At 68.4% G+C, this 19,426-nt stretch carries 20 protein-coding genes; 7 read left to right on the top strand and 13 right to left on the bottom strand.

From position 1 onward, the window contains the following. Positions 1–21 precede the first annotated feature (21 nt). From NFL01S_RS13960 to NFL01S_RS13930, 8 genes are all read right to left on the bottom strand, one after another. A complete protein-coding gene (locus NFL01S_RS13960; protein ID WP_062975192.1) occupies positions 22–798 on the bottom strand; it encodes an ABC transporter permease in 777 nt (258 codons plus the stop codon). Continuing rightward, entirely contained in the window at positions 795–1,982 is a 1,188-nt protein-coding gene (locus NFL01S_RS13955; protein ID WP_062975189.1) for an ABC transporter ATP-binding protein, read from the bottom strand. The genes NFL01S_RS13960 and NFL01S_RS13955 overlap by 4 nt, the downstream gene beginning before the upstream one ends. After that, positions 1,975–2,625, bottom strand: coding sequence for an ABC transporter permease (locus NFL01S_RS13950; RefSeq protein WP_062975868.1), 651 nt, complete (start codon positions 2,623–2,625; stop codon positions 1,975–1,977). Before NFL01S_RS13950 ends, NFL01S_RS13955 begins: the two co-directional genes overlap by 8 nt. A gap of 552 nt (positions 2,626–3,177) precedes the next feature. Beyond that, entirely contained in the window at positions 3,178–3,330 is a 153-nt protein-coding gene (locus NFL01S_RS35415) for a hypothetical protein (protein ID WP_157116523.1), read from the bottom strand. Between the two features lie 20 nt (positions 3,331–3,350). Next, entirely contained in the window at positions 3,351–4,844 is a 1,494-nt protein-coding gene (locus NFL01S_RS13945) for an aminotransferase class I/II-fold pyridoxal phosphate-dependent enzyme (RefSeq protein ID WP_062975187.1), read from the bottom strand. A gap of 16 nt (positions 4,845–4,860) precedes the next feature. Then, positions 4,861–5,148, bottom strand: coding sequence for a hypothetical protein (locus tag NFL01S_RS13940; RefSeq protein WP_062975866.1), 288 nt, complete (start codon positions 5,146–5,148; stop codon positions 4,861–4,863). A gap of 913 nt (positions 5,149–6,061) precedes the next feature. After that, positions 6,062–6,292, bottom strand: coding sequence for a hypothetical protein (locus tag NFL01S_RS13935; RefSeq protein ID WP_033245578.1), 231 nt, complete (start codon positions 6,290–6,292; stop codon positions 6,062–6,064). Between the two features lie 144 nt (positions 6,293–6,436). Continuing rightward, positions 6,437–6,859 (bottom strand): ChaB family protein, encoded by a 423-nt coding sequence (locus NFL01S_RS13930; protein WP_062975185.1) that lies wholly within the window; start codon positions 6,857–6,859, stop codon positions 6,437–6,439. Between the two features lie 181 nt (positions 6,860–7,040). On the opposite strand from NFL01S_RS13930, the gene NFL01S_RS13925 reads away from it, so the two are divergent. Then, positions 7,041–7,508 carry a PPOX class F420-dependent oxidoreductase gene (locus NFL01S_RS13925; RefSeq protein ID WP_062975183.1) on the top strand — a complete coding sequence of 156 codons (468 nt, stop codon included), beginning with the start codon at positions 7,041–7,043 and terminating at the stop codon, positions 7,506–7,508. A 208-nt stretch (positions 7,509–7,716) separates the two neighbouring features. On the opposite strand, the gene NFL01S_RS13920 is transcribed toward NFL01S_RS13925, so the two are convergent. The 3 genes from NFL01S_RS13920 to NFL01S_RS13910 all read right to left on the bottom strand — a co-directional run bounded on the left by NFL01S_RS13920 (position 7,717) and on the right by NFL01S_RS13910 (position 11,649). Then, on the bottom strand, positions 7,717–8,682 hold the full coding sequence (locus NFL01S_RS13920) for a glycerate kinase family protein (RefSeq protein ID WP_062975181.1): 966 nt from the start codon (positions 8,680–8,682) through the stop codon (positions 7,717–7,719). Between the two features lie 535 nt (positions 8,683–9,217). Further along, on the bottom strand, positions 9,218–10,282 hold the full coding sequence (locus NFL01S_RS13915) for a tartrate dehydrogenase (RefSeq protein WP_062975179.1): 1,065 nt from the start codon (positions 10,280–10,282) through the stop codon (positions 9,218–9,220). Next, positions 10,279–11,649, bottom strand: coding sequence for an NAD-dependent succinate-semialdehyde dehydrogenase (locus NFL01S_RS13910; protein ID WP_245670713.1), 1,371 nt, complete (start codon positions 11,647–11,649; stop codon positions 10,279–10,281). Before NFL01S_RS13910 ends, NFL01S_RS13915 begins: the two co-directional genes overlap by 4 nt. 425 nt (positions 11,650–12,074) lie before the next feature. Between NFL01S_RS13910 and trpB the strand changes: the two genes are divergently transcribed. The 6 genes from trpB to NFL01S_RS36915 all read left to right on the top strand — a co-directional run bounded on the left by trpB (position 12,075) and on the right by NFL01S_RS36915 (position 17,240). Next, entirely contained in the window at positions 12,075–13,316 is a 1,242-nt protein-coding gene (gene trpB / locus NFL01S_RS13905; RefSeq protein WP_062975177.1) for a tryptophan synthase subunit beta, read from the top strand. A gap of 60 nt (positions 13,317–13,376) precedes the next feature. After that, entirely contained in the window at positions 13,377–13,607 is a 231-nt protein-coding gene (locus NFL01S_RS36480) for a hypothetical protein (RefSeq protein ID WP_218019611.1), read from the top strand. Positions 13,608–13,871: 264 nt separating this feature from the next. Then, positions 13,872–15,335 (top strand): MDR family MFS transporter, encoded by a 1,464-nt coding sequence (locus NFL01S_RS13895; RefSeq protein ID WP_062975173.1) that lies wholly within the window; start codon positions 13,872–13,874, stop codon positions 15,333–15,335. Between the two features lie 81 nt (positions 15,336–15,416). Next, positions 15,417–16,244, top strand: a complete 828-nt coding sequence (locus tag NFL01S_RS13890) for a mycofactocin-coupled SDR family oxidoreductase (RefSeq protein ID WP_062975171.1) — start codon at positions 15,417–15,419, stop codon at positions 16,242–16,244. Positions 16,245–16,390: 146 nt separating this feature from the next. Beyond that, on the top strand, positions 16,391–16,513 hold the full coding sequence (locus NFL01S_RS37830; protein ID WP_483247222.1) for a hypothetical protein: 123 nt from the start codon (positions 16,391–16,393) through the stop codon (positions 16,511–16,513). 4 nt (positions 16,514–16,517) lie between these two features. Continuing rightward, on the top strand, positions 16,518–17,240 hold the full coding sequence (locus NFL01S_RS36915) for an IclR family transcriptional regulator domain-containing protein (protein ID WP_443093699.1): 723 nt from the start codon (positions 16,518–16,520) through the stop codon (positions 17,238–17,240). A 163-nt stretch (positions 17,241–17,403) separates the two neighbouring features. Here the strand turns inward: NFL01S_RS36915 and NFL01S_RS13880 are convergent, their stop codons facing one another. Next, positions 17,404–18,399: a 2-hydroxyacid dehydrogenase gene (locus NFL01S_RS13880; protein ID WP_174555684.1), complete on the bottom strand. Its 996-nt coding sequence runs from the start codon at positions 18,397–18,399 to the stop codon at positions 17,404–17,406. Then, positions 18,396–19,325 (bottom strand): hydroxymethylglutaryl-CoA lyase-like TIM-barrel protein, encoded by a 930-nt coding sequence (locus NFL01S_RS13875; protein WP_062975862.1) that lies wholly within the window; start codon positions 19,323–19,325, stop codon positions 18,396–18,398. The genes NFL01S_RS13880 and NFL01S_RS13875 overlap by 4 nt, the downstream gene beginning before the upstream one ends. Positions 19,326–19,426: the final 101 nt, after the last annotated feature.

Raw genomic sequence — 19,426 nt, 5'->3', positions numbered from 1 at the left:
TCAGGGAAGCCCGGCGCGCACTCATCGCAGCCCCCTCGGCCCGAGCATGCGCTCGGCGACGGCGCCCAGCCAGTCCACCAGCAGCGCCAGCGCCACGGCCAGTACCGCGCCGACGACCAGGGTGACGTTATCGCGCAGTTTGTATCCGGTGTCGATGAGAATGCCGAGACCGCCGGCGCTCACCAGGAACGAGAGGGTCGCCGTGCCTACCGCCAGGACCAGTGAAGTGCGCAGACCGGCCAGGATATACGGGACGGCCAGCGGGAATTCGATCCGGCGCAGTACTGTTGCCGCCGACATCCCCTGTCCGCGCCCGGCGTCGATGAGCAGCGGATCCACCTGCTGGTAACCGAGGATGGTGTTGCGCAGCACCGGCAGCAGCGAATAGAACGCGATCGGTGCGACCCCGATCCAGAACCCCGTGGTCCTGGTGGCCAGGTAGAACAGCACAATCAATCCGATGGCGGGGGCGGCCGCCCCGATATTGGCGATACCGACGAAGAACGGCGCGAGCCTTCGGTAACCGGGCCGGGTGAGCAGGGTACCCAGTGGCACCGCCACGGCGATCACGATCAGCACCACCGTGGCGCTGATGAGCACATGCTGCCAGGTGACGGCCGCGATATTGCCCGCGCTCAGGCTGGCCTGCTGGGTGACGGTGAGGTCGCGCCGTAACGCCCAGACCAGCACTCCGACCGTGAGCAGCACGACGAGGACCGGTTGGACGAGCAGCCGCGCGCCCTCGCCCCGTCGCAGTGCCGGGGGATTTCCGGTATCGGGTGCGAGTTGCGCCGTCATGCCGGTGCTTCCGTCACGGCATCCGTACCACCGTGCGCGGCGCGCAATGCCGAAAGATGGGCGACCAGCGTATCGATGGTGATCAGACCGGCGTATTCGCCGTGCGGTCCCGTGACAACGCCGCTGGCGTTGCGGTCGGTGAGCAATGCCTCGAGGCCGTCCTGCAATGTCGATGCCATGGACAGGGTTTCGCCGAGCGGAATTCCGGTGCCCCGGACCGCCTTCGCGCGCGCGAGTTGTTCGGCGGAGATCCAGCGCAGCGGGCGCCGGCGGGGATCGAGGACCAGGGCCCAGTCCGCACCCCCGACCGCCGCGCGGGCAGCATCGATCGGATCGTCCTCGGTGACGGTGGGGCAGGCGCCGAGTTCGACATCCCGGATACGGGTCAGGGTCAGCTGTTTGAGCGAGGCATCGGCGCCGACGAAACCGGCCACCGTCTCGTCCGCCGGATCGGCGAGGATCGCGGCGGGGGTGTCGTACTGCAGGATGTGGGAGTGGTTGCCGAGGACGGCGATCCGGTCCCCGAGCTTGACCGCCTCGTTGAAATCGTGGGTGACGAACACGATCGTTTTCCCCAGTTCCGCCTGCAACCGCAGCAGTTCGTCTTGCAACAGCCCACGGGTGATCGGGTCGACGGCGCCGAACGGCTCGTCCATCAGCAGTACCGGCGGATCGGCGGCCAGCGCCCGTGCCACTCCGACCCGCTGCTGCTGGCCCCCCGACAGCTGCCGCGGATAGCGCCGCCGATAGGTGCCCGGGTCCAGACCCACCAGTTCCAGCATTTCGTCGGTGCGTGCGGCGATCCGCCGCCGATCCCAGCCGATGAGACCCGGGACGGTGGCGATATTGCGGGCGACCGTCATATGAGGAAACAGGCCCGCCTGCTGGATCGAATACCCGATCCCGCGGCGCAACCGGTCCGGGTCCATTGTCGCGGCATCGCGGCCGTCGATGGTCACCCTGCCGGAGGTGGGTTCGATCAACCGGTTGATCATCCGCATGGTGGTGGTCTTTCCGCAGCCCGAAGGTCCCACCAGAACCACGATCTCCCCCGCCGGGATGGTCATCGATACGGCGTCGACTGCCGGATGCGGCTGGTCTGGATAGTGTTTGGTGACAGCGTCGAGCACGATCTCGACACCGGAAACCGCCGATTTTCCGGTGGCGGTAGCAGTATCAGTCACGGATCCCCCTCGGAACGGTGAAACGGCCGACGAGCAGGAAGATCCCGTCGAGCAGTAGGGCGAGTACGACGATGAGCACCGTGCCCGTCAGCGCCTGCGGCACCGCGTTCGGGCTGCCGAGCCGGGCCAGACCGGAGAAGATCAGATTGCCCAGACCCGGCCCTTTGGCGTAGGCGGCCAGGGCGAGAATGCCCATGATCAGCTGGGTGCTGACCCGCATCCCGGTGAGGATCGACGGCCAGGCCAGCGGGAGTTCCACCGCCGTCAGTACCCGCAACCGGTTCATCCCGACCCCGCGCGCCGCATCGACGACCGCCGGGTCGACCGCCGACAGACCCACCAGGGTGTTGCGCAGAATCGGCAGCAGTGCGTACAGCACCAGGGCGATCACCGTCGGTACGACACCCAGTCCGAATACCGGGATCAGCAGGCCGAGCAGTGCGAACGACGGCACGGTGAGAATGGTGCCGGCCGCGGCGGTAGCGGCCGCGGAACCCACCGGGCTGCGATAGACCAGCACACCGATCAGCACTGCGATCGCCGTCGCGATCAACAGTGATTGCAGTACCGCCGAGGCATGCAGATACGAATCCACGAAAAGCTGGTGGCGACGATCCACCACGAAGGTCCACAACGTATCCAGGATCAGACCTCCACCTGTCCGGTGCGACCAGGCTGTCGCGGCCTCGCCACGACCGGACCGGGCACCGGCGCGGCGCGCGTCGCCGGCGAGAGCATACGTGGAGCCCGGCTTGTGCGCGCCGCGCACATCGGGTCCGCAGGGAGGGATGCCCATTCGCCACAAGATCGAAACACTGTCGAGTAATCGCTCGTCGCTCATACCGGACGGGTCGGGTGGAGGGTGGTCATCACTCCGTCGTTCTCGATCGCGCCGAGGCGACCCGTCGCGGAGTACCGGCACTTCCCGGCGGCAGCGCCGGTGCGCCGCGGTGGTGTCGGCAGCGCTATCAGCGGATCGCCGTGTGTCGTGCGGGAGAGGATGAACCGGCTCTACCTCCGGTGTCCCCGCCGGACGGCAGCAGGCGGGCAGGTAGTTGTCCGCGGAGCCGCGCGACGTTCAGCCCGCCGGTCGCGGGAGCAGGACGGGGCGGCGGTCGTCTCGGCGGCGGCACGGACCGGAGAGCATCGGCGGTAGTGCCCGCGCCAGGTCCGATGCCCCGGCGCGGCGAGGGACTCATCGGCCGTCGTTGTCGGGGGATTCGGGCTCGTCCGGCCGCCGCCCGGTCAACCGCCGGTAGCCGACGACTGCGGCGACGAGGACCGCGATCCCGATGATCACGAGTAATTCCATGACGCTCGCGTACCCGGCACCACGCGGCCGAATCACACGTGGACCGTGCTCGCCGGTCAGCCGGCCACGACCCGGATCTGCTCCAACTCGGGGTCCGAGGCGTCCGGCAGATTCATCCCGTGATCGTGACCGGTGCGCAGATAGTCCAGAACGCCCTCGCCGAGGCGTTCGCCGGGGATTACCGCGGGGATGCCCGGCGGATACGGGGTGAGCTGTTCGGCGGCGATCCGTCCCGCCGCCTTGCCGATCGGCACCATCTCGGTGGAGCCGAAGAACGCGTCACGGGGCAGCATCGCGGTTTCCAGAAGTAATTCGTCCGGTTCGGGAACGTGGATCTTGCGCGGCGTATCGCTGGGTCTCGCCTGTGCCCGCCAATCGTTCATCGCGGCCACCAGGGTTTCGACCGTCTCCGCATCGTCGGCGAAGGACAAGGTGGCCAAAAGCCGCCGATGATCGCTGAGGCCCAGATCTATCCGGCGGTGATTGCGCAGCCAGGCGTCGGCTTCGTACCCGCTGACCCCGGATTCGGAGATATCCATCAGGACCTGCAGGCGGTCGAGGTCGTGTGAGGCCTCGACTCCCAGCAGATCCTCCTCCATCACGTCGATCCCCGGAATCCGGTCGAGTTCCGTGCGGGCCTGCCGGGCCGTGCGTAATGCGCTGTCGAAGATCTCGCGGCCCCGCTGCACCATCTGCCGGCGCCAGCCGTCGAGTGCGGTGTAGACCAGCACATTCGGGCTGGTGGTCATCAGCAGATCCGCGCAATGCCGCAGCCGCACCGGATCGACGAGATCACCCTGTAGATGGAACACCGACCCCTGCTCGAACCCGGCGCCCATCTTGTGCACGCTCACCACACAGACATCCGCGCCCGCATCCATCGCCCAGGTCGGCAGATCGGGATGGAACGGCAGATGCGCGCCCCAGGCCTCGTCTACGATCAGTGGTTTTCCGCGTTCATGGCATACCCGGGCGATCCCTTCGATATCCGCGCAGGTGCCGTACGGGCTGGGGCTCACGACCAGCGCACCCGCGGCGTCGGGGTATTTCTCCCAGGCGCGGCGGACCTGCTCGGGCGACGGGGGATGGGTGAAATGGCGTTCGGTATCCCAGCGCGGCGTGATCCAGCGGGGCACGACCCCGGAGAAGATCAGGCCGGCCACGATGGATTTATGGCAGTCGCGGGCCACGAGCAGGCCCCCGTCGCAACCGCCCGCGACCGCCATCATCGCGGCCTTGACCGACAGCGAACTACCGCAGGTGGAGAAGTATGTGCGTTGCGCACCGACCGCGTCGGCCATGAGTTCTTCCGCGTGCGCGAGGTAGCCGCCCTGCGACAACCGGTCGTCGAGACCGGGCGCCGCGAGTACGTCCGACGCGAACGCGTCCCGGCCGATGACGTCGAGTACCCGTGCGTCCACACCACGGCCCTGCCGGTGTCCCGGGGGAGTGAAACCGTAGCGGCCCAGCCGCCGATAGTCGGCGAGCGCTTCCAGCATCGGCGCCCGGGACTGGTCGAGGCGCTGCCGGGCGCCACCCTCGGTACCCATATCGCGGCCCCCGGTCTCAGTGCCCACGCTGCTCCCGCAGGCTCGCTCCTTCTCCTGATTTCACCCGGCGATGTTCGGCGATCACCATCGCGATCCCGGCCACCAGGCAGACCCCGCCGCAGATACCCGCGATAACGGCCCAGCCCTCGAATCCGTAGCCGGCCGCGGTCAGGGTCAGCGCCACCAGCACGATGCCGATCGCGGTCAGGATGATGCCCGGCCAGTTACGGGCGACCTCGATGGACTCGCCGGCATGCGAGCGGGTGGTCCGTGAATCGTCGGGAAAACGGTGTTCGTACGGAATGTTGTGCGGCCCGCTGCTGCCGGCGTGCGGTGGGGGTGTGCTGCCGCGCTGCGGGTCACTGCTGGAGTGCGGTCGAGGAGTGACAGCGGGAGGTTGTTGTGCAGCGCTGCCGCGCTGCAGGCCACCGCTGGGGTGCGGGGTCGCACTGCTGGGGCGCTGCGGTTCGTCGGGTCCGGAGACCATGGTCACGTCCTTCCTGTCGACCTTCCGACCAGGGACTCCGGCCGGACTACCCGCTCCTCGGGGGTTGAATCACCGGCCTCGTCTGCGCAGAAACCGGTGCCGAACGGGTTGCGGCAGGAGATTCCAGGGTCTGGGCGGGTCCTCCCCGCACCTACACCGCGGGGGTGGTGGCAGAAGGTTCCGGCGGCTACCTCCGCCATCCTTGCCCGCCGCTACACCGCACTAGGCATCGATTCCTGCACCGCCGCTGTCGCCACGGCCATCCGCGGCGGGCGGCCCGGATCCGGCGGCGGGGGGTGGATGTGTGGGGTCGGGGACCGGCGGATGTGCCGGGTCGGGCGGGCGCCCGGGATCGGGCGGAGGCGGTGGTGGGGTGGGCCACGGTTCGGGCGGGGGGCGTTCGGGATCCGGTACGGGGGACGGCCTGTCCGGCTCGGGTTCGGGCGGCGGCCGGCCGGGGTCCGGGGGAGTGGGCCAGGGGCCGGGGGGCCGGGCTCCGGCGACGGCCGCGGATCGATATCACGCATGCTCTTCCTTCCGGGCATCCTGCGCGGGGTTTGCTTCCTCGGCGTCGCACCGGGTCATTGCCGGTTGCCGGGATGCGGCTGTCCGGCCGGCGTCCCGGTCGGTGCCGGGCCGGCGCAGCGCGCGCCGGCCGGTCGTGGTCCGCGGGCGCCGGGGCCACCGGCCACCGGTGGAGGCCGGTGGCCGGTGAGCGTGCCGGACAGGATCAGCTCAGGCGCTGGGCGAGCAGCGCCTTGGCCTGCTCGGCGCCCTTCTGGCTCTCGTGCTGGGCGCGTTTGAAGAATTCGGCGATCTCGGCGTCACCGGCCCGCTCGGCATCCCGGCTGTACACCTCCATGCGCAGTGCGTTGCTCAGACATGCCTCGGTGAACCAGATGAGGTTGTAGTCCTTGTCCTTGGTGCCCGTGAACTGGCCGGTTTCCTGCTGGATGCTCATGACGGCCTCCTGTTCGTTTGTTCGCGCCCGGTGGCGGGCGCCTGCTGTGCCGGCGGTGTCCCCACCGTCACCGCCGCCCTACCCACCGCATCGTCCACGAAACAGTGGGTACGGCCGGTTGCGTGGACCGCGGCTCGGGAGCGGTCATTTCCTGCGCCGGGCCGTTGCGCGGCGATTGGATTTCTCGATGGCGGTGACGAGCTCGTCCTTGGTCATCTTCCACCGTCCGGTGATATCGAGCCGGCCCGCGACGTCGATCAAATGCTGTTTGGAGGCATTGGCGTCCACACCGCCGGCGCTGGCGCCCTTCGGGTTCGGGCCGCCGCCGGCCGCACGTTCGTCGGACGGGCCCCGCTTCTTCTTCGGCTCCCAGTGGTCGCCGACCTTTTCGAAGCTGTGCTTGAGCGCCTCGTAGGCGACCCGATGCGCACGTTGTTCGCTGCCGTAGGTCTGCAGTGCCGAGTCGTGGGCCTTGGCGAAGGTGCGCTGTGCTTTCTCGTCCGAACGCTGCAGTGTGCTCGGCAGTTCCGATTTCCGGACAGTGCCGCGAGCAGTCGTCTTCGGCATCGCGTACTCCTTCCTGGTCCTGGTTGTCAGGCATTCCGGCGCGGACTTCGTGATCTCGTCCGGCCCGGATACCCGGCGGCTACCCGTTCGCGCAATGCCGAATCCGGCGCCGCGCTCCCTACCGTCCGCCCTCGCTATGCTGCGGAAAAGCTCACGCCGCGAACGCAGAGAAAGGCCCCCTATGCCCCGCATCGCCAGCGCCACCACCGTCGACCGCGCCGCCCTGCTGGAGTTCCTGCAATCCCGTCACCGCGGCGTCCTGATCACCACCCGGTCCGACGGGTCACCGCAGATGTCGCCGGTGACCTGTGGTCTCGACCCGCAAGGCCGGATCGTCGTCTCCACCTATCCCGGCCGCGCCAAGACCCGCAATATCCGGCGCGATCCACGGGTATCGATCTGCGTGCTGTCCGATGATTTCAACGAGGCGTATGTGCAGGTCGACGGGCGGGGTGAGGTGAGAGATATGCCGGCGGCGCTCGACGGCCTGGTCGACTACTACCGGGGGATCGCCGGCGAGCACCCGGATTGGGACGAGTACCGCGCCGCCATGGCCCGGCAGGACAAATCGCTGATCCGCATCACCATCGAACGCTGGGGCCCCATCGCCACCGGAGGTTTCCCGCCCGAACACGATCCGGCCGGCTGAGCCGCCATCGGCGCCGACGACACGTACTGTCACCGGCGGGTCTGCGCCCGGACAAGACCGGTCGAATCGAGAATTCGCCGCCCCGGTACCGGCTGCGCTCGGCTTCGTCGGCATTGCCGATGTAGCTCGGCGGGCTGGGCGACGTCGGTGAGGGACGAGTGCTACCGCTCCGTGGTGAACCGCGCGGGCGGAACCTGCCGGCCACGATTCAGATGTGCGCGGCCCCGATGTGGCGGCCCGCCGCCTGCATGGCGGTGATGTCGGAGGCGACGATCACCTCGGCGAACCGCGACCGGTAATCGCCGAGATCCTCGCCCACCGAACCGACCACGGCGTACACCGGAGTATCGGCGGCCCGGGCCAGGATTGCCGAAATGATCTTCCCGGCGCGCGTCTGGCCGTCGAGACGCCCCTCTCCGACGACGATCGCGCCGGCGCCGGCGGCCAGCATGTCGAATCCCCCGGCATCCAGGACGTACTCGGCTCCCGACCGCAATTCCGCGCCGTACTGCGCCCACATCCCGCCGGAGAAGCCGCCCGCGGCCCCCGTGGCGTCGACACCGGACGGGTCGCGCGGCAGCCGGCGCGCCGTATCGGCGAGGCGGCGGGTCAGGAGTTCCACGGTCGCCGGATCGGCGCCCTTCTGCGGGGCGAAGACGCGGGCGGCATCGATGTAGCGGGTGGTGACATCGGTGAGCACGGTGATCGACGCGCCCCGCAGGCCGCCACCTTCCTCGATGGCCGCGATGGCGCCGGCACCGCCGTCGGTGGTGGCCGAACCGCCGGCCGCGACCACGATCCGCCGGGCACCCCGGCGCGCGGCCGCCGCGATGAGCATGCCGGTGCCGTAGGTATCGGCGGTGACCGGGTCACGTGAACCCGCGTGCGGGGTGGTCACCCCACTGGCCGCGGCGACCTCGACCACCGCGATCCCTTCGCCGGAAAGACCGATCGTGGCGGTGCACGGCACACCCCAGGGGTTACGTGCCTCGGCGGTCACCCGGTCCAGCGCGAGTGGCTCGACGAGTACATCCAGGGTTCCCTCGCCGCCGTCGGCGACCGGCAGCCGTAGCGCGCGGCCTCCGCTCTCCTCGACGCCACGGCCGACGGCCTCGGCGACCTGCCTGGCGGTATAGGTGCCTTTGAAACTGTCCGGGGCGATGAGCACGGTCACGACAGCGTCCTTGTGTACAGCGAACGGGCCGCGCCGGTGGTTCTGCCGAACCGGCCGGGCCGGGTCTGCCCCTGGCCGGCCGTTTCCGTATGACGGCCCCACGCGCGGCCGTGGTCCGGCGAACCGGCGACGGCTCGGATCCTCCAGGCGTTCATGGACACAACCCTATCGGCGCCGGTACCCGGGCCACAGCCGGACAACCCGGCCCGCCTACCGCGCGGGCCCCGATTCACCGCACCGCGGAAGGCTTCCGGCAGGCGACGGTCGGGGTGAGCCGCGAGTGGCGGTGGTTTCGGCACACACCACCTCGATGCTGCCGAGAGCTCGTGGCAGTGAGCTGTGCCCAGCTGCTCGGACCCTTTTCATATCGCGGCTCTCGGCACATGATGCGGCCGAACACGAGCCCGCCGAACACCGATGTGGTCGTCGACCGAAGGCCCGACCGTGCGGTGCCGCATGGGAAACACCATGCGGCACCATCCGGGGACCGGGACCGTATTGTTCGCCGACCGGCGCGTTCGCCCGATCCGCTGCGTCAGCCGGCCGGGAGCAGCGCCGATGCCCGGTCGGCAATGGCGGTGCCGACCTCGGTGGTGGTGGCGGTGCCGCCCAGATCGGGTGTGCGCGGGCCACCGTTGCCGAGGACCTCGGTGACGGCCCGGTCCACGGCCGCGGCTGCGGTGTGCTCGCCGAGGTGGTCGAGCAGCATGGCGGCCGCGAGGATCTGCGCGACCGGGTTGGCGATACCCTGCCCGGCGATATCCGGGGCGCTTCCGTGCACCGCCTCGAACATGGAGGGAGCGTCGCGGGCGGGGTTGATGTTGCCGGAGGGCGCCAGGCCAAGCCCGCCGGTGACGGCGGCGGCCAGATCGGAGAGGATGTCACCGAACAGGTTCGAGCCGACGATCACGTCCAGCCGGTCGGGGTGCAGCACGATTTCCGCGGCCAGTGCGTCCACGTGCATCTGCCGGGTCTGCACGGCCGGATAGTCGGCGGCGATCCGGTCGAAGATCTCGTCCCAGTACGGCATGGAATGGATCAGGCCGTTCGATTTCGTCGCCGAGCACAACCGGCCCGTGCGCTCGCTCGCCCGCTCGAAGGCGTAGCGGATGATCCGTTCGCAGCCGGCGCGGGTGAACACCGATTCCTGCAGGACGAATTCCTCGGGGCGGCCCGGGTTGTGCTTACCGCCGATCTCGGAGTACTCGCCTTCGGAGTTCTCCCGCACGATCAGCAGGTCCAGATCCGCGGCGGTGCGGTCGCGGAGGGCCGATTCGGTGCCGGGCAGCAATCGGACGGGCCGCAGGTTGACGTACTGGCCGAAAGCGCGCCGCAACGGGATCAGCAACCCCCACAGCGAGATATGGTCCGGAACGCCGGGAAACCCGACGGCGCCCAGCAGGATCGCGTCGAATCCGGCGAGAGTGCGCGGACCGTCTTCGGGCATCATCGCGCCCGTCCGCAGATAGTTCTCGCAGGACCAGTCGAATTCGGTCCATTCGATACCGGGCAGCACCCGGTCGATGACCTTGACTGCCTCGGCGGTGACATCGACGCCGATGCCGTCGCCGGGAATGGTCGCGATCCGATAGGAACTCACAGGGGCACTCCGATGTATTTGATTTCGAGGAATTCGTCGATACCGACCAGGCCGCCTTCACGACCGAGGCCCGATTCTTTCACCCCGCCGAACGGGGCGGCCGGATTGGACACCACGCCCTGGTTCAGGCCGACCATTCCGGTGTCGAGTGCCTCGCTGACGCGCAGACCGCGCCGCAGATTTTCGGTGTAGACGTAGCCGACCAGGCCGTACGGGGTGTCGTTGGCGCGGTCGAGCGCCTCGTCTTCGGTGTCGAAGGTGCTCAGGCAGGCCACCGGGCCGAAGACTTCGGTATGGCAGATCAGTGCGTCGTCGGGCACATCGGTGAGCACCGTTGCCGGATAGAAGTTGCCGGGGCCGTCGAGTGGCTCGCCGCCGAGCAGGACCCGTGCCCCCCGGGCGCGGGCGTCGGCCACCAGTTCGGTCACCTTTGCCACGGCGTCGGCGTCGATCAGTGGCCCGACGACGACGCCGGGTTCGGTGCCGGGCCCCAGCGGCAGCTGTGCCATCCGGGCCGTGAGCCGCTCGGCGAAATCGCCTGCCACGTGCCGGTGGACGAAGAAACGGTTCGCCGCCGTACACGCCTGCCCGATATTCCGCATTTTCGCGGCCAGCGCGCCGTCGACGGCGGCGTCCAGATCGGCGTCGTCGAACACCAGGAAGGGAGCGTTGCCGCCCAGTTCCATGGAGGTGCGCATCACGGTGCGTGCGCACTGCTCCAGCAGGGTTTTGCCCACCGCCGTCGATCCGGTGAAGGAGAGTTTGCGGGACCGGGGATCGAGGATCAGGGGTGCCATCAGCGGGCCGGGGTCCGAGGTCGTCACGACGTTCACCACGCCCGCGGGCACCCCGGCCCTGTGCAGGATCTCGGCGAGGGCCAGTGTGCACAGCGGTGTCTGCTCAGCGGGTTTCACGACACAGGTGCAGCCGGCCGCGAGCGCCGGGCCGATCTTGCGGGCGCCCATGGCCATCGGGAAGTTCCACGGTGTGATGAGCAGACTCGGTCCGACGGGCTGTTTGGTGACCAGGAATCGAGAGCCCCCGCCGGGTGCGGGCATATATCCGCCGTCGAGCCGGACGGCTTCCTCGGCGAACCACCGGAAGAACTCGGCGGCGTAAGTGATTTCGCCGCGGGCCTCCGCGAGAGGTTTTCCCATTTCGAGGGTAGCGATCAGGGCCAGCCGATCGGCGTCGTCGAGGAGTAGGCGATGGGCGCGCATCAGGATATCGCTGCGCTCGCGAGCGGGGGTCCGTGCCCACGGCGCCTGCGCTGCCGTCGCGGCGTCGAGCGCGGACATCCCCTCCTCGGGCGTGGCGTCGGCGACCGTACGCAGCTGTCGCCCCGTGGCCGGATCGATCACCGGCATGACGGCCGCGGCCGGACGCCATCGGCCCCCGATGAAGAGCCCGTCGGGTACGGACTGCACGGCGGTGCGTTCGGCGTCGGTGAGTGTCTCTTCGGTGAGCACGGCGACGGCTCCTCCTTGTCGGCGCACGGTCATATCTGGGCTGAATTGTCGACAATCCTACAATAGGGATCGCGTCGGTGGGACGGTAAGGGGAGTGCCCAGATAACCCGCCCGGCCGCCGGCCTGCATCCTCCAGTGCGAACAGCACCCGAACGGGCCGCAAGGCGTGAATGCCGTACCGCTTTTCTTCCCCGCGGCGGGAATCGGCACTGCCAACACCTTTTCTACTGTTGACGGATCCGTTGCCAGGAGGAGATCCGGTGTTTGCGCCGGCCGCACAGAATCTCTCTCGGTAATCAGGAATCAGAGAATGCGGGTGCTGGATGGTCATCGATCACGGGTTGGATCAGAGTCCTGATTACCAGGAGGGGCTGCCCGATGAGCGGGGCCGGTTCGGGCGATTCGGCGGCCGGTATGTTCCCGAAGGGCTCATGGCCGCCCTGATAGAACTGGACAGCGCGTACGAGCAGGCCCGTGCCGACGAGGTGTTCGCCGGTGAGCTGGCGGAGCTGATGCGCACCCGGATCGGGCGGCCGACCCTGCTGCACCAGGTGCCGCGTTTCGCGGCGCAGCTCGGGGTGCCGGGGGTGACGGTCTATCTCAAACACGAGGATGCGGCGCACACCGGGTCGCACAAGATCAACAATGCGCTCGGGCAAGGATTGCTGGCCAAGCGGATGGGCAAGCGCCGGATCGTTGCCGAAACCGGTGCCGGGCAGCACGGGGTCGCGGTGGCGACGGTATGCGCGATGCTCGAAATGGCCTGCACGATATATATGGGTGCCGACGATATGGACAGGCAGCGGCACAATGTGGTGCGAATGCGTCTACTGGGGGCCGAGGTACGGGCCGCGGAAATGGGGAACCGGCGGCTCAAGGAAGCGATCAGCGAATCCGTTCGGGACTGGGTCGCGCATGTGGACAGCACCCATTATCTCTTCGGAACAGTCGCCGGACCCGCTCCCTATCCGCGGATAGTGCGCGATTTCCAGACCGTCATCGGCGTGGAAGCGCGGGCGCAGGTTCTGGCCGCGGAGGGCCGGTTGCCCGATATCGTGCTCGCGTGTGTGGGCGGCGGAAGTAATGCCATCGGGACGTTCCATCCTTTTGTCGCGGACCCGCAGGTCCGGCTGATCGGGGTGGAGGCGGCCGGGCACGGTATCGGTTCCGGCGCGCATGCGGCATCGCTGAGCGCCGGTTCACCGGGCGAGATGGACGGCAGTTTCAGCTACCTGCTACAGGACGAGGACGGGCAGATCGCGGTCACGCACAGTGTGGCCGCCGGACTGGATTATCCGGGAGTCGGACCGGAACTCAGCCATCTGAAGGAGACCGGCCGTATCCGGTACGCGGCCGCGACCGACGCGCTGGCCCTGCGCGCCCTGCAAACACTCGGACACAGCGAGGGTATCATCGCGGCCCTCGAATCGGCCCATGCGGTGGGCCACCTCCTGGATATGGCCGACCGTGGCGAACTGGCCGAGGATTCGATTGTGCTGCTGTGCCTTTCGGGCCGTGGAGACAAGGACCTGGAGGTCGCCTCGCAGCGGCTGGGACTCGGCTGACCGCGCTGTGCGGCGTATCGGATCCCGAACTGTGCGTGTGGTCATACAGGAGTGTGCTTCGTGCCGTTCCAGGTTCGGGCCACGCGCGGGGCCGACGGGGCCGGAGATGCGTACCGGTTCCGGCAGGGCGGGCCGGTAGTGCTCGGGGCGCGATCGACGACCCGCGTCTCGGCCGCCCACCAGCTCGGTGGAACCGTATGGCCGCTCCTGCGGGCGGCCCGCACTGCCCGGGCGCTGCGTGACGGTGAACGATTCACGGCGCCGGGCGGCAGCGCGCGACTGCCGGCATGACCTCGCTCACAGCGAGAGCGGTCCGGTGTGCAAGCCCGGCCCGCGGAATCGCCCGTTCTCGGCGGTAAACGGGATATTTGCGGCGGTTCCGGGGAATAGACGGTGCCCGAAAATCGATTGATCTCATGCGTAGCCGCAGGAAAGATCGGCGCGTCACCGATGAGCCGGACATGTCGTATCCGTCTGCTTTCATATGTGGCCCGGGCCGGTCGACGCTGACCACCCAGCCACGCACCAGTTCGTTCACAACCCCGGAGGTAGCCGATGCCCGCACTGAAATCTGTTCGCCGGGCGGGCGGCGGAACCCCGGCGGTGATCCGGCTGCTGGTGATCGCGACCTTCGTGGTGATCCTGAACGAGACCATCATGATCAACGCGATTCCGCGGCTGATGAACGATCTCGAGGTCACCGAACGTGCGGCACAGTGGGTCTCCACCGCCTTCATGCTCACCATGGCCGCCGTCATCCCCGTGACCGGCTGGTTCCTGCAGCGGGTCACGACCCGGCGGGCCTACGCCATGGCCATGGGGATCTTCCTCGCCGGTACGGTGCTGTCCGCGGTCGCACCGTCGTTCGCGGTGCTGCTGGTCGGGCGGATCGTGCAGGCGGGCGGTACGGCGGTGATGATGCCGCTGCTGATGACCACGCTGATGACGGTGGTCCCGGAACGTGATCGTGGCCGGGTCATGGGCAACGTGACCCTGGCGATTTCGGTGGCCCCGGCCATGGGCCCGGTCATCTCGGGTCTGGTACTGCAGGTTGCGTCGTGGCGGTGGCTGTTCCTGCTGGTGCTGCCGATCGCGGGGGTGGTCACCTGGTTCGGCCTGCGCAGTCTGGAGAACGTCGGCGAGCCGGAGACCGGCTCGATCGACTGGTTCAGCGTGGCCTTCGCGGCACTCGGTTTCGGCAGCCTGGTCTACGGGCTGAGCCAGTTCGAGGCCGGCAGTGTGACGACTCCGGCGCTGATCACCGGGGCCGGGATCGTGCTCATCGGCTTGTTCGTGGCCCGTCAGCTGTGGTTGCAGCGCACCGGGACGCCGCTGCTGGATCTGCGGGTGCTGCGGGCGGCGCCCTATGCCAAGGGGCTGGTTCTCATGGCGGTGGCGTTCCTGGCGATGCTCGGTTCGATGATGTTGCTGCCGCTGTACCTGCAGAACCTGCGCGAGCTGTCGCCGCTGCTCACCGGTCTGCTGGTGATGCCGGGCGGGCTCGCCATGGGCCTGCTGGGGCCGGTGATCGGCCGGATGTTCGACCGTTTCGGTGGCCGTATCCTGGTGATTCCGGGAGCGGTAGCGATCACCGCCGCGCTCGCGGGCTTCACGCAGATCTCGATCAGTACGCCGTACTGGCAATTGCTCGGCCTGCACATCCTGCTCATGATCGGCCTGGCCGCGGCCTTCACCCCGGTGTTCACCCTCGCGCTGGGCGCGCTGCCGGAGGATCTCTACTCGCACGGCAGCTCGATGCTGGGCACCCTTCAGCAGGTCGCCGCCGCTCTGGGGACCGCCTTGGTGGTGACCGTGATGGCGACCCGGGCGGGCACGCTGGAGGACGGCGGTGCCGATGCGGTGACCGCACAACTGGGCGGGATGCAGTGGGCGTTCGCGGTGTCGGCGGCACTGTCGTTGATCGTGATCGTCATGGCGGTCCTGTTGCCGAACCGATCCAGTGCACCGGACGAGAACGATATGGACGAAAAGGCCGAGGCGGAGTTGGTCGAGGCCTGATCGTCCCCATTCGGGCACAATTTCGGCACTGCGCGTCATATTCTTTCGGCAACAGCCGGATCGACAGTGACGGAGACGGTCATGGGGACACTGGACGGCAAGGTCGCGTTCATCACCGGGGCCGGTCGTGGTCAGGGAAGAAGCCACGCGGTGCGGTTCGCCCGGGAAGGTGCCGACATCATCGCCGTCGACACCACGGCGGAGGCGAAGAGTGTGCCCTACTCGTTGGCCACGGCCGAGGATTTGGCCGAAACGGCTCGCCTGGTGGAGGCCGAAGGGCGGCGGATCCTGGCCCGGGACGCCGATGTCCGCGACCTCGCCGCCCTGACCACTGCCGTCGAAGAAGGCGTGAAGGCACTCGGCCGCCTCGATATCGTGGTCGCCAACGCCGGTATCTCCAGTCCCGCACCGACGCTGGGCATGAGCGAGGACACCTGGCAGGAGATGATCGATATCAACCTGACCGGTGTCTGGAAATCGCTGAAGGCGTCGGTACCGCATATCGTCGAATCCGGGCACGGTGGATCGGTGGTCATCACCAGTTCGGTGGCTGCGATGGTGGCCCAGGAGAACATCGCGCACTACGCCGCCGCGAAAGCGGGATTGGTGAGTTTGATGAAGGTGCTGGCCAAGGAGTTGGCACCGCAGAGTATCCGGGTCAATACGGTCCACCCGGGCACAGTGGGCACCGATATGGTCTACAACGAATCCACCTACCGGTTGTTCCGGCCGGATCTGGAGAACCCGGAACGCGCCGATTTCGAAGCGGTGGCGGGGACGATGAACCGGCTGCCGGTGACCGCCCTCGAGCCGGAGGACATCACGAACACGGTGCTGTTCCTGGTATCCGATGCGGCGAAATACATTACCGGCACCACGCACGTCGTCGACGCCGGGAACGCCCTCTAGAAAAGCCGGGATCGGCCCGGGGCGACCGCGGCGTAGATTCGGCGTATGTCCAGGGATGACGGCGGCGCGGCCGCCAACCATCAGCTGCTGCTGGTGAAGATCACCGGATACTCGATGCCTTCTGACCGGCACGGCCGTCGTCGACCTTGGGGAAGATTCAGCAGGCCACCGGGTTTCCCACCTCCACGGTGCAGCGGCTGGTGACGAATATGGTCGCGCAGGGCCGCGCGATCGCGCGGGTGACCAGGTCCGGATCGGCCTGCGGATGATTTATTGGGCGGCGACGGCGGTGAAAGGGCTGGATCTGCTGTCGATCGCCGACCCGGCCTGCGTGAGATCCGCGACGAGACCGGGGAGACCGCCTGTGTTTTCCGGGCCGAACACGGTTTCCGGGTCTGCGTCGCGATCGCCGAGACCCGGCACGTGCTCCGTTGGGACATGTACGTCGGAAGGATCATTCCGCGCTACGCCGGATCGGCGGGCCGGATCCTGCCGGCCTGGAATCCCGACCTCGCCGAGCAGGTGTTGTCCGCACCTCTGGAACCACTCACCGAAGGTACGGTCACCAGCCCCGCGGAACTCCGCACTCTCATCGCACAGGGGAAGGCCGACGGCTACGCGATCAGCGCCGGTGAGCGGGAGGATTCGGCATCGGAGCCGGCGCCGATTTTCGAGCGTCCGGAAGGTGGTGGCGGCGTTGACGGTCAGCGGTCCGGCGATCCGGATGCCGCGCGAACGGTGCGAGGAGTGGGTGGATCTGCTCGTCGGCTACGCCGAGCAGATCCCTCGCACTCTGGGGCCGGATCCCGGTGTGAGCCGCGGACCGACGGCAGGTGCTCGCACGGGCCACTGTGCGCCGCCTTCCCCGGAGGACGCGAGTCGCGTTGCCGCAGCACCCACCGCCGGGTGCGCACGCCACGAGCGGCGCACTTGCCGTGTTTGCCCGGCGGGGGCGATCCCTGTCCGCTGCATCCGGCAGGCCGGCCCCCGTCGTGACAGGAGCCGGTATCGCGGGGCGTCGACGTCCCGGGCGGTACTCCTCGTACCGCTCCTACGGCGGCAAGCCGGGCGCGGAGCTGCCTTCCCGGCTTCGGACCATGATGGCGCCCGAACCGTTCCGATGCCGCGCGGGCGGCCCGACCACGTGCAGTCGCCGTTCTCAGCGGGCGAGTGCCTCCGGGTTGACCGGATAAGGTGGTAATTCCCCGCGCGCCATCGCGATCGCGTTCTCCGCACAGCGGCGGGCCATTTCGGAGCGCACCGGCACGGTCGCACTGCCGACGTGCGGGAGCAGGACGGTATTCGGCAGTTCGGCCAGCCCGGGTGCCAGGCGTGGCTCGTCCTCGTAGACATCGAGGCCCGCGCCCGCGATGGTCCCGTCTCGCAGCGCCGCGACCAGCGCCTGCTCGTCGACGATCGGTCCACGGGCGGTGTTGATCAGGATCGCCGACGGTTTCATCGCATTCAGAACGCCGGCGTCCACGAGGTGGTGGGTCTGGTCGTTCAGCGGTACGTGCACCGAGAGGTAGTCGCTGGTGTCGACGAGTTCCGGCCAGGACATATGTCGTACCTTGCCGGCGAATTCACCCAGTTCCTCCTCGCTCACCGGGCGATCACCCGGGGGCCGCGGGCAGAACGCGACCGTCATCCCGAAGGCGAGGGCACGCCGGGCGGTGGCGCGGGCGATCCGGCCGAAACCGGCCAGTCCCAGCGTCTTTCCGCTGACATCGTGGCCCAGGAGCAATTCCGGTTCCCAGCCGTGGAATTTCCCGGCACGGACGAACGTATCGGCTTCGACGCACCGCCGCGCGACAGCCAGCATCAGCAGGACGGCGATATCCGCGGTGGCATCGGTGAGAACCCCCGGAGTGTTGCCGACGACGATGGCGTTCGCCGTCGCCGCGGCGATATCGATATTGTTGTAGCCCACCGCGAAATTGCTGATTCCGGTGATCTTCGCGCCGTCCAGGAGGGTCGCGTCGAACTCGTCGCGCAATTGCGCCACCACCACCCGGTGGTCGCCCGAGGCGCACGCGTCCGCCAATTCGGTATGGGTCAGCCCGTTTTCGGCAACCGTCACTGTTCCGGCCGCCTCGAGCAACCGCATACCGGGATCGGGCAGCGGGGTGGTGACGAGGAAATCGGTGGCCGTCACGCGATCACCCATTCGAAGGCGCGGGCTTCCGAGCGTGCGCCCTGGGCGGTTTTGGAACGGTTGGGTTCGCCGAGCTCGGCGAGCATGCGTTCACTGATATCCACCATCCGTCCCAGCGTGTCCGGGGTGAGCCAGTCCGGGCGAGTGGCGAACAGGATGTCCTCGCTGGCGGTGTTACCGCTGGCGCCGGGCGCGAACGGGCAGCCGCCGAGACCACCCAGGCAGCCGTCGACCAGCCCGGCGCCCGCATCGATGGCAGCGAGTGTATTGGCCACCCCCAGCCCCCACGTGTCGTGGCCGTGGAACACGATCCGGCGGTCCGGGGTGGTGGCGCCGACCGCCCGGATGAGCCGGGCGACCTGTGCCGGTACGGCCTGGCCGAGGGTATCGCAGATGACGATATCGGCGGCGCCGTCGGTGCGGGGGTCGGCGGCGATACCGAGCACGCGTGCCGGGTCGACCATCCCTTCGATCGGGCAGGTGAACGAGGTCGCGATACACAGCTGGATGGCGCCGCCGCAGTCCCGGGCGAGCTCCACGGCCCGCGGCATGGCCGCCACACTGTCCTCGGTGCTGCGCCCGATATTGGCCTGGTTGTGCGAATCCGACGCGGAAAAACAGTATTGGAAGTTGCGCGCCCCCGCGGCCGCGGCCTTCTCGATATGCCGGGGCGTGGCCACCCACACCCAGCATTTCCCGAGTTCCTCCGCAGTCAGCTCCGCGATGACCTCGAGCGTATTGGCCAGCGGCGGGACGAGGCCGGGGCGCGCCATGGAACCGATCTCGAGTTCCGGGACACCCAGGGCGAGCAGTTCGCGGGCAATTTCCACCTTGCGCTCGGTCGGCAACATTTTCCCGGTGAGCTGCAATCCGTCGCGCAGCGTGACGTCGCGCAGTCGTGCGGCCGGTGTGTAGGCGAAGCCCATTCCGTACCCCCTGTATCGGCTGTTCCTGCGACAGCGTCGATATCGTCGTTGGTGAGGCGGAGCACCGAGACGAGGCCCTCGCACGTGTGTTCGCCTAGGTC

Origin of the sequence: Nocardia flavorosea NBRC 108225, assembly GCF_001613385.1 — a bacterium.
Classification (GTDB): Bacteria; Actinomycetota; Actinomycetes; order Mycobacteriales; family Mycobacteriaceae; genus Nocardia; species Nocardia flavorosea.
This window is presented reverse-complemented; position numbering and strand designations above follow the sequence as displayed.